Raw genomic sequence first — 14228 nt, forward strand, 5'->3', positions numbered from 1 at the left:
GCGGTTTCGCGCTGCGCTGGCGTGATTGTGACCGGGTGTGAGCTGGTGAAAATTGCGCCAGTGCGGCGGCGATGATAACGGGCCTGTGATCATCCCCGCGGGTTCGGCGCGCATGAAGACCTACAAGATCGTCGTTTACGTCGCCACCGCCGACGCTGACGCCGTGCGCAGCGCGATGGGCGAGGCCGGGGCCGGACGGATCGGAAACTATGATTACTGCTCGTTTACCGTGACCGGCACCGGCCGCTTCCGGCCGCTCGCCGGCGCGAAGCCGACCATCGGCGCGGTCGGCCGCCTGGAGGCGGTTGCGGAGGACCGCATCGAGACCGTCTGCGCCGAGGACCGGCTGAAACCCGTGCTGACCGCGATTCGCGCCGCGCATCCCTATGAGGAGCCGGCGATCGACGTCTATCCGATCGAAATGGTGGACTAGCATGCGGGCATATGGATCGGTTCGCGCGGCGCTGGCGGCCGCGATCATCGGGCTGTCCTCTCAGGTGGTGATGGCGCAGGACGCCGCGCCGGCCGAGCAGATCTCGGCGTTCCGCCTCCAGCATGGCGAGGGCCGCGTCACGCGCGATGCCGTGCTCGACCGCATCGCCATGGAGCAGGCGCGGGCGATGGCCGAGAAGGACGATCTCAGCCACGAGGTGCTCGGCCCCTTCACGCGCCGTGTCGCGCCGTCGAAGGCCGGCCGCGCCGCCGAAAACATCGCCTATGGCTACGACAATTTCGACAAGACGCTCGGGCAGTGGATCAACTCCGCCGGCCATCGCAAGAACCTGTTGCTGCCGAAGGCCACCAAGGTCGGCATCGCCAGCGCGCGCAACGCCAGCGGCAAGCGCACCTATTGGGCGATGGTGATCGCCGGCGACTATGAGACCGACAAGCCCAAGGGCAATCCGAAGAGCAAGGGCAAGTCTGTCGTGGCGCAGACCGCCGCCAAACCGGACAAGGGCGACGCCAAGCCCGGGACGCGCTGGGGCGCCAAGCCTCCCGCCTCGAAGGACTGCCATCTCAACATCAAGGTAATCGGGCTGTGCATCTGAGCTGCGCCGTTCTGGGCAGTCTGATGAGGCCAGACGAAAAAACCGACGAGCGCGCATGCGAGACTCGAGGCCGACGGGTTATCCATCGTCGTTGTAGCTGAGCAGAGCTTTCAGTCGCTGTTTGTCAGTCGAGGTCTCTGAAGGCTGCGCTCGCACGAGACGAAGCTGGAACTTCCCGGTTTTGTGTGATCGTTGTTGCATTGCAGGAGTTCTGTCGTCGCGATGATTGTCCGACTTGGGTCGGCTATCGTCATGCTGTTCCTTTCAGGGAACTCCCAATAGGCGGCTCGCTTCTCGAAGACGCAAGAACTCGCTCGTGCATGAAAACAGCGAACGCGATGCTGCCCGAACGTCATCATTCGAAATGATGATACGCTAGGCCAACTACATCCCTTGCATCATGTCGCCGGATGCGCTGATACTCGATGGACGCAGCTTGTGATTGCTTTTTCGCCTGCGACCTATCTCTGACTCATCTCATTATTCGAGACTGCTCACGTCTTTTTCCGGTCAGTTTGCGTCAGGCCGGTTCATTGATTGATCAAAAAGAAAAACAATTGGTGTGCTGAATAATGACCGAGATTGATCATGAGAAACTGAACCGGCTTTCGCGGGCGCGAAAGCCCGATCGGTCGCTTCAGCCAGCCATCACGGGGGCTGCGGTTCCTGGTGAGCGCGAGAGAGATCTCGCCCGGTTGCAGGAGCTGAAGCAGAAGCGTCATCCCACCAAGCGCTCGACGCCATCCTATGAACGCGAGAAGGCTCGCCACAAGCGTCTGAAGACAGGGCGCCGCAGCACGTGAGCTGCTGGCCCGGATGAAATCCGCCGGCGAGACAGCGCCGTCTCGCGACGTGCTGCTTCCCAACACTCTCCTATGTTTGCCGCCCCCAATCCGAGGACATGATTGCAAAATGGTGATCACTCTGAACGACAAGGCGCTTCACGACGCGTTCAACGGCCCATTCCAAGCCTATCGTGACGAGCCATGGGCGGTTGATTGGAGAGAGAGCTATGTCGGGCAAGTCGAGCTGGTCAGACGCGCCGAGCGGGCGCAATGGTTGGATCCGGCCTTTCAGCGTAAACTCTGGGACGATAATCCGGTCGCCAATATTGGCCCGGGCAGGACCGTCAACGTCGAGCAGGCCTATTCCGACGCCGGGCTGTCCAGCAGACTCCTGGAGATCCGCGACACCTCGATGGAGGGCGATCTCTCCACGCGGGGGCGGAGACTGCAAGAGGCGTTCGATGAGATCCTCGCAAAGGTCTATCAAGTCCACGCCAAGCGCAGGCCCATGGCTCGTCTGGTTCGGCTGATGGCCGCAATGTTTCCCAGAGACATGACCTGTCTCATGGACGGACCGCGGGTGTGGGCGACGCAGCGCCTGATCGGCGCGCCCCGTCTCGCCGGAGACTTCATCGCCCAGCATGCCGCCATTCGGCAGCGAATCAGAGATGCCGTCGGCGACGCGTCCAATGTCGCCGAAGAGGTCGATCAGTCGATCTTTGCCTGGTTCCTGTGGAGCGAGATCGTCGATCGCCCGGACGAAGGCGCCGTGACCGTCGAAGCGAAGCCGGTACCCTCCAGCGACAGACCATCGCTCTCCTTGCTGCCGCCCAGCGCACAGCGTCGTAGCCTGGCATGGATGGCAGACAATGTCAGTGTGCTTGTTGCCGTTGTCCGCGAAGCCGAGCATGGCATCACGCGAGAGGACCTGATCAACGTCATTCTGACCGAGGCGTCACAGATCAATGCCAGCAGTGCGGCCATTGTCATTTCCCAGGCAACGGGAGGGCTGGGGCTGGTTCATCTCGTGGATGGAGCTTTTCGGCCAACGCAGCGCGGCCTCGAACTGCTATCTGCAACGGAGCCGGAAGAGATTCTGAGAGCGCCTTTGGTCGGCAGGGTGTTCGGCATGGGGCAACTCCTGCTTCGTCTGTCGAAACATCCTGAAGGGATGGGACAGATGGAGGCAGCCCGATGGCTGAAATCGCTGGTCCCGACCTGGACCACGACGATGCCGGGCTCTCATATCATCGCATGGGCCAAGGTGACGGGACTGCTCAGATCGGAGATCGTCCACGGCAGTCAACGCCTGTACCTCACAGATGAAGGACAAACCTATGTCTCGGTTCTTCCGGCCGATTTCGAAGAGCAATGGAAGATCGATGCCAAGGCGAATGAACTGAGCGTAGAGATTCAGGACGTCGTCCCTGACGAAGACCGACCGCGCAGCTCCTATGATGCGAACACGATCATCGCCGATGGATGCTTTCTGGACCAAGCGAGCATCCAACGAGCGCTCAGGCTCCTGCAAACCAAGAAGAACCTGGTTTTGCAGGGGCCGCCGGGCACCGGAAAGACCTGGCTGGCGAAGCGTCTCGGCTACGCCTTGATTGGAGAGAAGGACCCCTCGCGATTGATGGCCGTGCAGTTTCAGCCGTCACTGTCCTACGAGGATTTCGTGCGCGGGTATCGCCCCGACGGAAGCAAAGGACTGGAACTGGTCGACGGCACCTTTCTGGATGCTATCACGCAGGCGAAGCGGGAGCCGAAGAGGCCTTATGTGCTGGTGATCGAGGAGATCAATCGCGGCAATCCGGCGCAGATCTTCGGCGAGTTGCTCACCTTGCTGGAGTGGGACAAGCGGAAAGAAGAGGAGGGTCTCCGGCTGGCTTACCCGCGGGGCCCGTTCGAGCAGGTCTATGTCCCGGACAATCTGTACGTCATCGGAACGATGAACCTCGCCGATCGCTCGCTCGCGCTGGTCGATCTCGCGTTGCGTCGCCGCTTCGCCTTCCTGACGCTGGAGCCGAGCTTCGGCGCCGCCTGGCAGTCCTATTGCAAATCGAAGGGGGCTCCGGATGAGTTGCTGGAGAGAGTCCGGCTCGCGATGGCCGGGTTGAACAAGGCGATCACCCAGGATCTCGGATCGCAATTCAATGTCGGCCACAGTTTTCTCACCCCTCCGGACACCTTGGCAAACTCGTCTCCGGCCGAATGGAAGGAGTGGGTCCGCGACGTGATCACGACCGAGATCAAGCCATTGCTGCTGGAATATTGGTACGACGACAAGCGCAAGGCCGAAGACCATGTCAAGACGCTGGAAAGCTGCGTGTAGGAACGACTGCCGTGAGCGACGACATTTGGCGCAGCGAAGCAGGCATTCCGATACGCAATCTCTGGATGCTGCTCGTCTATGCCTCGGAGCTGGCCGATTTCCGCGATCAATGCCGCGTCGATACGGATGATGATCTCGAGCTCGTCGACATTCTCGGCCGATTGCTGGCGAAGGTGACGGAGCGCCGGCTGCGGTCGAACCTGTCTCGTGGCTATCGGCGCATCAGCGCGGTGATCCCACGCGTGAGAGGTCGCATCGATTGGTTCGCGACGCTCTCGAGCAGCCATCTGGAGCGCGGGCGTCTGGCCTGCAGGTTCGAGGAGTTGTCGTTCGACATTCCGCGCAACCGCCTGGTCCGGTGCGCGCTCATCTCGATCGCCGGGCGCGTCAGGGATCAACACGTTGCAAGCAACTGTCTGCGCCTCAGCGATGACATCGGACGGCTGGGCGTGGCGGCCTCGCTCCCGAGCAAGCAGGACATCGCAGGAGATACGATCGCGGGCCATCAAACGGAGGACCGCCTTCTGGTGAACACGGCGCAACTCGTCTTTGCAGGAGTTCTGCCGAGCGAGGTGTCCGGGGAGACGAGGTTGTCGAGGCTCGCGCGAGACGAGATTTTGCTGCGGAAGATCTTCGAGAAGGCGGTCGCCGGCTTCTATCGGCACGAACTGCATGCGTCGGACGGCTGGAAGGTTCGCGTGCAACGACACCAGGACTGGCCGCTCGAGCCGAACTCGTCCGGTGACGTGACGCTCCTGCCGGGCATGAGGCCGGACATCATCCTTCGTCAGGGAAATCATCACCGGATTGTCCTCGATACGAAATTCACCAACATTCTCTCGAGGGGAATGTCCGCGGCGGAGAAGTTCAAGAGCGCGAACATCTATCAGATCTATGCGTATCTTCGCTCCCAGGCGGAGCGCGGATCGCTCTACGCCAAGGCCGAGGGGATCCTGCTCTATCCGTCGGTCGACGAGGACATCGATGAAGCGTTTCATATTCAGGGGCACATCATCCGCTTTGTCACGGTGAACCTGGCGTTGAAGCCCGCCGAGATCATGAAGCGGCTTCGCGAGATTCCTCTGCGGCATGCCGGGGCGTCACGGCAGCAGGAACCGGCCTCATCGAAAGAGCTCTACAGTCCTTGAGAGCGTACGTCCCTCGATGCGTCGGATCACCGGGTCAAGCTGAGCTCTGGGTGCGGTCGCTCACCGCGGCTGCTTCTTCAAATGCAGATAGCCGGGATCGAACTCGCCGATCGCGCAGAGCCGGGGCCAGTTGTGCACCGTCAGCGTGCCGCTGCGGAAGTCGGCGGCGCGGCTGGCGCGTAGCTCGACGAGGGTGCGGTTGACGGTGGCGATCGCCATGCCCAGGGCTTCGCCGAGCTGCACCAGGCTGAGCGGCAGATGCAGCTGATCGTCTTGCACCTGGCCGAGCGCCCGGGCGCGGTAGAACAGCTCGCAGAACAGATGTGCCATGCGTGCCGGCTTGGATCGCGCGCTGTTGTTGGTGATGGCCTCGCGGAAGATCGAGGCATCGATCAAGGTTTCGCGCCAGATCGCAAAGCCGAGCGCCGGCCGCCGGGTGATGGCCCGCATCAGCTCCTTGTGCAGGATGCCCGCGACCAGCGCCGGGCCGATCGCGCATACCGCATGATCCATGCGGTCGAGGAACAGCGCCTGCGCATCGGGCCAGTCGCCGGCCATATGGAAGGAGAGGTACTGGCGGCCGCCGCCTCGCAGCAAATGATAGCGTGCCACCCATCCCGAGATCACGACCACCGAGCGGTCCGGCTCGTCGCCCTGGCGAATGAGGTCCTCCTGATCGGCCAGCGCGCGGGGCGGGAAGCCGAAATCCTTGATCTCGGCGATGTCGTCGCCCGACAGCCTTGAATGCTCCTTGAGCTTGTTGACGACGATCTTGTCGGCATCGATCCCGTCGGCATCCATCGAAGTCGCGCTCGTTGATCTCTGGACATATCAAATGAGACGACGCGCGCGATGGTTCCTACTAAAGTCGGCATGGTATCAGGGGATGCGGATGGAGTTGCCGGTCGCCGCATCGGGAGAACAGCCGTGCCCCACACTGGGTTCCTCTACCGGCTCCGCCGATTGTTCGGCGGCAACGAGCCGCATCTCGAGACGATCGCCGCCGCGCTGAGCGAGGGACGGTTGAAGCAGCCGGCGCATCCGATGTCCGATCAGGAGCTGTCGCGCGCGATCCGCGAGTTTCAGAGCCTGCCGCCGTCCGAGTCGAGCTTGAAGAAGCTCGCCGAGCGGCTCGGCGGCGCGGGGCCGGGCTAGACGTCCACGCTGACGCACGGTGCTTCCCCGGGGGAACCCGGCTTGGCAAGTCCTTCCGAGTCGCGCATCACTAGGGGATGCTCGACCTCCTTGCCCGCCACTGGGTTGCCGGCGCCGTGTTCATGGCGGCCGCGCTGCTCGCGCTGGTGCCGCTGCTCGCGGCCGACTGGCCGCTGGCGCTGCTGCTGATCTTCCTGCATTCGCCGGGCTACATGATCCATCAGGTCGAGGAGCACACCGGCGACCGCTTCCGCAGCTTCGTCAACACCGTCATGTTCGGCGGCCGCGAGGCGCTCACCACCGGCGACGTGCTCTGGGTCAATTGCGGCGCGGTCTGGGGCATCGATCTCGCCGCACTCTATGTGGCGTGGATCGCCGGGCCCGGCTGGGCGCTGGTCGCGCCCTATCTGATGCTGGTCAACTCGCTCGGCCATATCGGGCCGGCGCTGCGCTTCCGCAGCTACAATCCCGGCCTGGTCACCGGGATCGTCCTGTTCATTCCGCTCGGCCTCGTGACCGTGCTCACCATTCCCGCGACGCTGGCGCAGCACGCCCTCGGCTTCGGCCTGTCGCTGCTGCTCCACATCATCATCGCGGCCAATGCCATCCGGCGTGCGTCGCACGCCGCGGTCGCCTGAGCGCGCCGCCTATTCGCCCGGCACGAGATGCGCCGTCGTCAGCGGCGGCATCGGCCGCCGCAGCCTGCGCCGGGAGACGTAGAGCAGCACGCCGGTGACGGCGAACAGCGGCATCAGCGCGGCGGCGAGCATGAACAGGAGCTGGCCCGGCCAGCCCAGGATGCTGCCGCGATGGATGTCGAGGATGCGCGCGAGCACGCGCTCGCCGGTCGTCTTGTCGGCATAACGATCGGCGGAGATCAGCCGGCCGGTCGCGCCGTCGATGCGGAATTCGTCGCGGCGGCCGTCATTGTCCTCGCTCGGCCAGGTGCGCACGCGCACCGCCGTGGCGCCGCCGGCGGGCAAGCTGAGCTGCATCACCGCGAAACGATCGCCGGCCTGCTCGCGCAGCGTCGCCCAGACGAGATCGAGCGCGACGGGCTTGGCCTCTACAGTGGAATTCGCGCCGCCGCCGCGCGCGGCCTTGGTGGGCATCGGGGCCCGCGAGGCCGGTGCCAGCAGCCAGGTCAGCCCGTCCTTGTACCAGGCATAGGAATAGGTCAGGCCGGTCAGCGCGATCACGAGATACACCGGCAGCACCCAGGTGCCGATCACGCTGTGCAGCGAGCGATGCAGGCCGCGGCCGCGCAAGGCCAGCTGCGGCTTCAGCCAGGCATTCGCGCTCGTCGCGCGCTTGGGCCAGCGCAGCACGATGCCGGTGATCAGCAGCACGACGAGGCCGAGCACGGCGGCGCCGGTGATCTGCCGGCCGGCGCCGTTGCCGTCGCCGGGCAGCAGCAGCCAGCGATGCAAATGACGCACGGTGGTGAAGAAGCTCTCGCCACTGGCCTCGCCGAGCACGCGGCCGTCATAGGGATCGACCAGCAGCGAGGCGGGATGGCCGCCATCCTCCTTGCGCGCGAAGCGGACGCGCGCGGCCGCTGCGGGATCGCGCGACAGCGTGATCATCGCGACCTTGCCGCGCGCGGGATCGGCCTGCAGCCGTGCGGCGAGCTCGGCCGGCGTCAGCGGCGCCTCGGCGCGCGGAGCGACGTGGGCGAGCTTGCTGTTAAGAGCGGCCTGGATCTCGTCCTCGAAGCCCATGATGGCGCCGGTGAGGCCCATCATCGAGAGGATCAGCGCGGCGACGAGGCCGACGATGGAGTGGATCTGCAGCAGGGCAGGCTTGATGCGGATGGGCGTCACGCGGCGTCCTCTCTCGGCTAGAACTTCACGGTCGCCGACAGCGACACCCGCCTGGCGTCGCCGACCGCGACGTTGAGCACGCTGTTGGCCGAGGGGTAGTAGACGTTGTCGAACAGGTTCTTGACGTTGAGCTGGTAGATCACCGGCAAGTTCTGATGCTTGGTCTCGTAGGTCGCGAACAGGTCGGCGACGACGTAGGACGGCATCACGAAGCTGTTGGTGGCATCGCCGGCGCGGTCGCCGACATAGCGCGCACCGCCGCCGACCCTGAGCTTGCCAGGCACGGCGGTGCCGAAATCATAGACCAGGAACAGCGAGGCGGTGTTGAGCGCGACGTTCTGCAGCCGCTTGCCGCGATAGGTCGGATCATCGGTGACCCTGGCATCGGTGTAGCCATAGCTGCCGATCATGCTCCAGGCGTCCGAGAGCCTGCCGGTGACGTCGACCTCGGCGCCGCGCGAGCGCACCTTGCCGGCGGCGGTGTATTCCAGCACGCCGTTGCCGTTGAGCTGCGACACCAGCACGTTCTGCTTGTCGATGTCATAGACCGCGACGGTGCCGGACAGCCGCTTGTCGAGATCGAACTTGAAGCCGGTCTCCCAGGACGTGCCTTGCTCCGGCGCGATGTTGGAGCCGAGCACGATGCCGCCGGTGAGCGGCGAGATGGTCGAGTTCGGCTTCAGCGATTGCGTGTAGCTGGCGTAGAGCGAGAGCTGCTCATTCAGCTTGAGGATGGCGCCGCCGAGCGGCAGCACCTTGTCGGCGGCGACGTTGGTGTTGGTCTGGAACGGCCGGCCGCGGCCGGCGATCTGCTCATAATCCATGTAGCGGACGCCGCCGACCAGCGCGAATTTGTCGGTGAGATGCAGCGTGTCCTGCAGGAACAGCGAATATTGCCCGAGCTTGTCGGTCTGGTCGCTGTCGCTGGCCGAGACCGTCGCGCCCGGCTGCAGCAGTCCATAGACCGGATTGTAGACGTTGAACGGGGTCGAGGCCGGCACAGTGAAGCGGAGCAGATCCTGGCGATAGATCGTGCGGTATTGTGCGTCGCCGCCGAACAGCACCTCGTTGCGCAAGCCGCCGATCCAGAAGCTGCCCTGCATATAGGACGTGCCGTAGCTGACCCGGCTCAGCGAGCCGAAGGTGCCGTCATTGCTGCGCCTCTCGAGTCCGGTTTTCGGATCGATCGACGTGACGCGAAGCTGGTAGGCGCTGAAGCTCTCGGTGTTGTAGCTGTAGGCGGCGTTGAGCTTCCAATCCTCGTTGAGCTTCTGCTCGACCGAGGCCTGCACCAGGTCCGACTGGCCCCACATGTTGTTGAAGGGCTCGTCGAGCCGCCGCGTCGCGGGGATCGCGAGCGGCGCGCCGTTGACGAAGGCGGTGCCGCGATCGAACGGGGTGATGAACTCGCGGTGCTCGTAGTTGAGCTGCACGGTGGTCGTGTCGCCGTACCAGGCCAGCGACGGCGCCACCAGCATCTCGCGATGGCGGCCGAAATTGCGCCAATAATCCTCGCTGACGCCGTAGCCGATGAAGCGATAGGCGAGGCCGCCATCGCCGATCGGGCCGGTGATGTCGAGCGTGCCATCGGCGCCGGTCCGGTTGTTGGCATAGGCCGAGCCGAGCAGGGTGACCGAGCCGTGCTGATACAGCTCCGGCCGCTTGGAGATGGTGTTGACGATGCCGCCGGGATCCATGATGCCGTAGAGCAGCGACGCCGGGCCCTTCAGCACCTCGACGCTCTCCACCGCGGCATTGAGGCTGCGGCCCTGCACCAGCGGCAGGCCGTTGCGCATGATCGAGCCGTCACGATTGTCGCCGAAGCCGCGGCGCATCACCGCATCCTGCGTGCCGGCGAGCGTGTTCGCCTGGGTGACGCCGCTGATATTGGCAAGCGCATCATCGATGTTGCGCGGCAGCTGGTCCCTGATCACCTGCTCGGGCACGATGTTGACGGATTGCGCGCTGTTGAGCGGCGAGGCGCCGGTGCGCAAGGTCGTTGCGCTCGGCATCGCCCGGTAATTGAGCTTGGCGGCATTCAGCACCACGGCTTCCGCAGCGGCGCGCTCAGCGCGGGTCGGCGTCGGCGCTGGCGGCGGCTGCGTGGCCCGTCGTGCCGAGGTGGCTCTGGCCTGGCGCAGCGGCGCGCTGACGGCGCTCGCGGGCTTGCGCTTCTGCGCCGGCGCATCCACCGTCACCGGCGGCAGCGAGGCCTGGGCATGTCCAGGGGTGGGAGAGCAGACCAGCTCTGCGGTCAAGGCACTCGCGAGCGCCATTGCGCCGCTTATGCCGGTACGCGCGCGAGCCCCGCGCCGGCCTTCATACGTCGTCATCGTTCACTGCACTTCCCAGCACTTCCAAGTCGCGCCGTTCGCGGGAACGGGTCGCTTGAGGTGAGGTCTAGCAATGCGATGCAGCAAAGAACACGGCGCCTTGGCTTGAATAGCTCTAAGTCGCCGGGTGTTTCGTTGTTGGAAATCGTTCGAAGCTGTGCTGCGCGCGGCGTCTTTGCGGCATCGCGCGGATCGTGGTCACGGCGCGCTGCGTGATGGAGCAACCTGCGCGATCCCTGCGCAAACGACAGCGCTCCATCCGGACTGCGGATGAAGCGCGGTCGTCTCGATTTTCGGAACTAAGCGGGCGACATCAGCGCCTCGCTGTGTCAGCGCTTCGGTGTGATCGTGCCGGAATGCGGGCTCATCGTGCCCATGGTGCCGTTGTCGGTGCCGTCGCTCATGCCGGTGGCGCTGCCGCTGCGGCCGCCGGTCGCGCTGGTGTCGGTGCCCTCAGGCAAGCGACCCATATTGGCGCCGGTGGTGCCGGTGTCCGTCGGCTGACTCATGCCGGGGCTGGTCGCGGTGCCCGAGCCGCCGGTGCCGGTGTTGGCGCCGGCGCCGCTGCTGCTCTGGGCCACAGCGAGCGAGCTCGTGAGCGCAAAGGCGGCGGCGAGCGCCAGGGTGGTCGTGGTCTTCATGGCTGATCCTTTCTCTGCTTGCGAGCGGAGCCAACAGCAGCGCGTGGCCGCCGTTCCCGTCCGCTTCGCTCGCAGCGCCGTCTCAGTTGGTCGCAGCCGCTTCCTCAGCCGCGGCCGCGGTTGTCGTTGTGATCCTGGAACTGCTCGGTCTCGACCCAGCGTCCATCCTGGCCGCGCTCGCGCGAGCTCTCCGTCTTGTCGCGGTTCGACAGCACCATGTTGTCGCCGACCAGATCCTCCTGCAGATCGGTCATCGCGCCGGAGCCGTCGCCCTTCGCCTTGATGCGGGGCGCGGGCGCGCCGTCGGCGTTGCTCGGCTTGGCGTCGAACACGCGGCTGCGGTCCTGATCGCGCTCGATCTCGCGCGCGAGCTGATCGGAGTCAGGATTGTCAGGCTTGCGCTCGAGCATGCGCAGCTGCTGCTCATGGGTCTTGCGGCCCTGCAGCTCCTTGTGCCGCGGCGGCTGGTCGCGATCATGTTGCGGCGGCCCGCGGCGCCGGTCCATCACCTCCGCCTTGTCGATGCCGCCTTGCGCATTGGTGTCGTTCTCGACGTCACCCTCGATGGTGTTGGCGCCTTCGAGCTCCTCGAGATCATCCAGGCTCGCCTGCGCCATGGTGACGCCCTTGGAGCCGCCGATCAGCGGATTGCGCACGAGATCGACATTGGTCGGGCGCGGCATCTTCGGATGCTTGTTGCTCATTGGCTGCCCTTTCCATGCGCCGGGTGCGTGTTGCCGCCCTTGGCTTTGGACTCGTGCGTATGATGCGAATCCTGCTCGCCGCCGCCCGAGGACACGCGGCTGTGCCGGCGCTGCGGATCGTCGGCCGGGGGCTTGTCGATGTGAAGCGGCTCCTTGGCATTCTCGTGCGAGGCGCCCGGTCCGCCCTGGCGAATGCTCGCTTTGGTCTTGGTCGAGGTCGACATCCAATCCTCCGCTCAGCGGTCCTGCTGATAGCCCTGGTTGGTGGTGTTCTGCTTGATGTTGCCGGTGCGGCCCTGCTGATCGGCATTGCCGGTCACGGCACTGCGCGGCTTCGACGCTTCATGCGCGTTGCCGGTTTTCGCATCGCCGGTGCCCATCGGGCTCTGGTTCTCGGGAGGAACGGGGGGCGGCTTGGTCATGGCCTGCTCCTTGTGATGACAGGAGCTTGACCAACGTGCCCGATGCAACGAGGTTCTAATCAGGTCGCGTGATCGCTCGTTCGTGAGGAGTGCGAGGGGTTCCCGGCACGACTTCATGGGAGCGAGGTCTTCGCAGTTCCCCGAGCGAGGCCGAATCGTGAGCTTCAAGGCAGCGCGTGGCCCTCGACCGCCACGTCCTTGCCGTAGCGGCCCTTGGTCCTGAACGTCACCTTGTCGCCATCGAAGCTGAGCCGCCAATTGCGCTCCTCGCCCTGGCCGATGAACTGCGCGTCGATCATGAAGGTCGTGGCATCGGCCCAGCTGCCCTTCATGGCCCGATAGGTGAAGGGCTGCCAGGGGTGGGGCGGCGCGGTCTTGCGATAGAGGCCGTCGAGGCCGATCGGGCTCTGCAGATGCACCGTGCCTCCGGCGCGGTCCCGCGAGGGGATGTCCCAGGTGACCTGCGGATCCGGGCCCGTGAGGTCGAGCTTGATCGTGTTGATGCCGAGCGGGCCGGGCGGGAAGCTGTAGGTCTTGCCCGAGATGGCCGCCGCGATCTCCGGCACGGCCCCGACCGGGCCTTGAGCTTCGGTCGCAACTTCGCGGACGGCTGCGGCGAGCGCGGCATTTGACTCGGGTGCCGCCGGCAGCGCGCTGTCCGACGTCGCAGTCGCCGCGATGGCATTGGCGAGCTTGCGGAACGGACAGAAGTCGCGCGCGGTCATCACCGCTACGATGTCGCGGTCGGGCATCACCATGATGACCTGGCAGTGATAGCCCACCGCCATGAACACATGCTTGTCCGGCAGCGCCCAGAACTGATCGGCGTAGGAGAGCCCTGGATCGAACTTCGCATTCATGCTGACGGTGGCGTGGTTGACGGCCTCGATCCAGTCCGGCGGCAGCAATTGCTGCTCGCCCCAGCGGCCGCGCCGCAGATAGAGGTAGCCGATTTTCGCCATGTCGCGCGGTTTCAGCGCTAGCCCGAAACCGCCGGCGGAAATTCCCTTGGAATCCTTGAACCACGCATGCTCGGTGATCCCCAGCGGCCCGAACAGCCTCGCCTCGGCAAAATCCTCCGCGCTCTTGCCGGTGAGCTTCGTGACGATCGCCGAGAGCAGATGCGAGTTGCCGCTGTTGTAGTAGAACGTCTCGCCGGGCGCATGCGCCATGGGACGGTCGAGAACGTACTGCACCCAGTCCGGGCTCCGGCCCATCTCGTAGAGCGATGTCTCGGCGCCGCCGCTATAGCCTTCGTCCCAGTCGAAGCCGGAGGTCATGTTGAGCAGATGCTGCACCGTCAGCGCCTGCTTGCGCGCATCGACATTGTCGATCTTGAGGTCCTTGAAAAAGTCGAGCACCGGATGATCGAGGCTGTCGAGCACGCCGTCCTTGAGCAGCATGGCGATCAGGGTCGCGACGACCGCCTTGGTCGAGGAATTGATGATGTGCGGCTCGTCGGCATTGTAAGGCGCGTAGGACGCATCGAGCACGATTTTGCCGTGGCGCGCGATCAGCAGGCTGTCGAACCGCATCGCCGTGCCCATCGCGACGAGCTTCGCCAGCGCCGCCGAATCCATCCCTTCGTCCTCGGGCGTGGCAGTCGCCCAGTCGGGTTGAGGGAAGCGGGCGAGCCCAGTGTCCTCGGCCAATGCAGCGCCGGTGAACAGCCGCGCCACCAGCAGCGCCGACAACAACCAGAGGCCAGTCCTGAGACGCGCCATGTCGAATGTCTCCGATGAGCGACATTCAGAATACGACATCAAAAGACTGTAAGCGACCAAAGATTGTGTGAAGCGCGGCGCGCACGCCGCGAAAGCGGCATTTTGCTGG

At 64.8% G+C, this 14228-nt stretch carries 15 protein-coding genes; 7 read left to right on the top strand and 8 right to left on the bottom strand.

Going from position 1 to position 14228, the window contains the following annotated elements:
- Positions 1-112 precede the first annotated feature (112 nt).
- The 5 genes from ACVILH_RS15405 to mcrC all read left to right on the top strand — a co-directional run bounded on the left by ACVILH_RS15405 (position 113) and on the right by mcrC (position 5317).
- On the top strand, positions 113-433 hold the full coding sequence (locus ACVILH_RS15405; protein WP_456713651.1) for a hypothetical protein: 321 nt from the start codon (positions 113-115) through the stop codon (positions 431-433).
- A 1-nt stretch (position 434) separates the two neighbouring features.
- Positions 435-1049 (top strand): CAP domain-containing protein, encoded by a 615-nt coding sequence (locus ACVILH_RS15410; RefSeq protein ID WP_456713652.1) that lies wholly within the window; start codon positions 435-437, stop codon positions 1047-1049.
- 572 nt (positions 1050-1621) lie between these two features.
- Entirely contained in the window at positions 1622-1852 is a 231-nt protein-coding gene (locus ACVILH_RS15415; RefSeq protein WP_456713653.1) for a hypothetical protein, read from the top strand.
- 109 nt (positions 1853-1961) lie between these two features.
- Entirely contained in the window at positions 1962-4169 is a 2208-nt protein-coding gene (locus tag ACVILH_RS15420; protein ID WP_456713654.1) for an AAA family ATPase, read from the top strand.
- A gap of 11 nt (positions 4170-4180) precedes the next feature.
- The gene (gene mcrC / locus ACVILH_RS15425; protein WP_456713655.1) at positions 4181-5317 is read left to right on the top strand and encodes a 5-methylcytosine-specific restriction endonuclease system specificity protein McrC; all 1137 of its coding nucleotides are present in this window, start codon (positions 4181-4183) and stop codon (positions 5315-5317) included.
- Between the two features lie 60 nt (positions 5318-5377).
- Here the strand turns inward: mcrC and ACVILH_RS15430 are convergent, their stop codons facing one another.
- The gene (locus ACVILH_RS15430) at positions 5378-6118 is read right to left on the bottom strand and encodes a Crp/Fnr family transcriptional regulator (RefSeq protein ID WP_456713656.1); all 741 of its coding nucleotides are present in this window, start codon (positions 6116-6118) and stop codon (positions 5378-5380) included.
- A 126-nt stretch (positions 6119-6244) separates the two neighbouring features.
- Here ACVILH_RS15430 and ACVILH_RS15435 point away from each other — a divergent pair, with 126 nt between their 5' ends.
- Together ACVILH_RS15435 and ACVILH_RS15440 are read left to right on the top strand one after the other, a co-directional pair.
- Positions 6245-6472 carry a hypothetical protein gene (locus ACVILH_RS15435; protein ID WP_456713657.1) on the top strand — a complete coding sequence of 76 codons (228 nt, stop codon included), beginning with the start codon at positions 6245-6247 and terminating at the stop codon, positions 6470-6472.
- A gap of 77 nt (positions 6473-6549) precedes the next feature.
- The gene (locus tag ACVILH_RS15440; protein WP_456713658.1) at positions 6550-7110 is read left to right on the top strand and encodes an HXXEE domain-containing protein; all 561 of its coding nucleotides are present in this window, start codon (positions 6550-6552) and stop codon (positions 7108-7110) included.
- Between the two features lie 9 nt (positions 7111-7119).
- Here ACVILH_RS15440 and ACVILH_RS15445 read toward each other — a convergent pair whose 3' ends face one another.
- From ACVILH_RS15445 to ACVILH_RS15475, 7 genes are all read right to left on the bottom strand, one after another.
- Positions 7120-8295 carry a PepSY-associated TM helix domain-containing protein gene (locus tag ACVILH_RS15445; protein ID WP_456713659.1) on the bottom strand — a complete coding sequence of 392 codons (1176 nt, stop codon included), beginning with the start codon at positions 8293-8295 and terminating at the stop codon, positions 7120-7122.
- Between the two features lie 17 nt (positions 8296-8312).
- Positions 8313-10628 (bottom strand): TonB-dependent siderophore receptor, encoded by a 2316-nt coding sequence (locus ACVILH_RS15450; protein ID WP_456713660.1) that lies wholly within the window; start codon positions 10626-10628, stop codon positions 8313-8315.
- A gap of 329 nt (positions 10629-10957) precedes the next feature.
- Entirely contained in the window at positions 10958-11269 is a 312-nt protein-coding gene (locus ACVILH_RS15455; protein WP_456713661.1) for a hypothetical protein, read from the bottom strand.
- 104 nt (positions 11270-11373) lie between these two features.
- On the bottom strand, positions 11374-11973 hold the full coding sequence (locus ACVILH_RS15460) for a hypothetical protein (protein WP_456713662.1): 600 nt from the start codon (positions 11971-11973) through the stop codon (positions 11374-11376).
- Positions 11970-12197: a hypothetical protein gene (locus ACVILH_RS15465; protein WP_456713663.1), complete on the bottom strand. Its 228-nt coding sequence runs from the start codon at positions 12195-12197 to the stop codon at positions 11970-11972. Before ACVILH_RS15465 ends, ACVILH_RS15460 begins: the two co-directional genes overlap by 4 nt.
- Positions 12198-12209: 12 nt before the next feature.
- Positions 12210-12395 (bottom strand): hypothetical protein, encoded by a 186-nt coding sequence (locus ACVILH_RS15470; protein WP_456713664.1) that lies wholly within the window; start codon positions 12393-12395, stop codon positions 12210-12212.
- Between the two features lie 164 nt (positions 12396-12559).
- Entirely contained in the window at positions 12560-14119 is a 1560-nt protein-coding gene (locus tag ACVILH_RS15475) for a serine hydrolase domain-containing protein (protein WP_456713665.1), read from the bottom strand.
- Between the last annotated feature and the right edge of the window lie 109 nt (positions 14120-14228).

The sequence above is a fragment of the Bradyrhizobium sp. USDA 4353 genome, assembly GCF_054063215.1.

What these genes read in the sequence shown, in the direction of transcription:
- ACVILH_RS15405 (WP_456713651.1), top strand. Translation starts at nt 113, where the DNA reads ATGAAGACCTACAAGATCGTCGTTTACGTCGCCACCGCCGACGCTGAC.
- ACVILH_RS15410 (WP_456713652.1), top strand. Translation starts at nt 435, where the DNA reads ATGCGGGCATATGGATCGGTTCGCGCGGCGCTGGCGGCCGCGATCATC.
- ACVILH_RS15415 (WP_456713653.1), top strand. Translation starts at nt 1,622, where the DNA reads ATGACCGAGATTGATCATGAGAAACTGAACCGGCTTTCGCGGGCGCGA.
- ACVILH_RS15420 (WP_456713654.1), top strand. Translation starts at nt 1,962, where the DNA reads ATGGTGATCACTCTGAACGACAAGGCGCTTCACGACGCGTTCAACGGC.
- ACVILH_RS15430 (WP_456713656.1), bottom strand. Translation starts at nt 6,118, where the DNA reads ATGGATGCCGACGGGATCGATGCCGACAAGATCGTCGTCAACAAGCTC.
- ACVILH_RS15440 (WP_456713658.1), top strand. Translation starts at nt 6,550, where the DNA reads ATGCTCGACCTCCTTGCCCGCCACTGGGTTGCCGGCGCCGTGTTCATG.
- ACVILH_RS15450 (WP_456713660.1), bottom strand. Translation starts at nt 10,628, where the DNA reads ATGACGACGTATGAAGGCCGGCGCGGGGCTCGCGCGCGTACCGGCATA.
- ACVILH_RS15455 (WP_456713661.1), bottom strand. Translation starts at nt 11,269, where the DNA reads ATGAAGACCACGACCACCCTGGCGCTCGCCGCCGCCTTTGCGCTCACG.
- ACVILH_RS15460 (WP_456713662.1), bottom strand. Translation starts at nt 11,973, where the DNA reads ATGAGCAACAAGCATCCGAAGATGCCGCGCCCGACCAATGTCGATCTC.
- ACVILH_RS15465 (WP_456713663.1), bottom strand. Translation starts at nt 12,197, where the DNA reads ATGTCGACCTCGACCAAGACCAAAGCGAGCATTCGCCAGGGCGGACCG.
- ACVILH_RS15470 (WP_456713664.1), bottom strand. Translation starts at nt 12,395, where the DNA reads ATGACCAAGCCGCCCCCCGTTCCTCCCGAGAACCAGAGCCCGATGGGC.
- ACVILH_RS15475 (WP_456713665.1), bottom strand. Translation starts at nt 14,119, where the DNA reads ATGGCGCGTCTCAGGACTGGCCTCTGGTTGTTGTCGGCGCTGCTGGTG.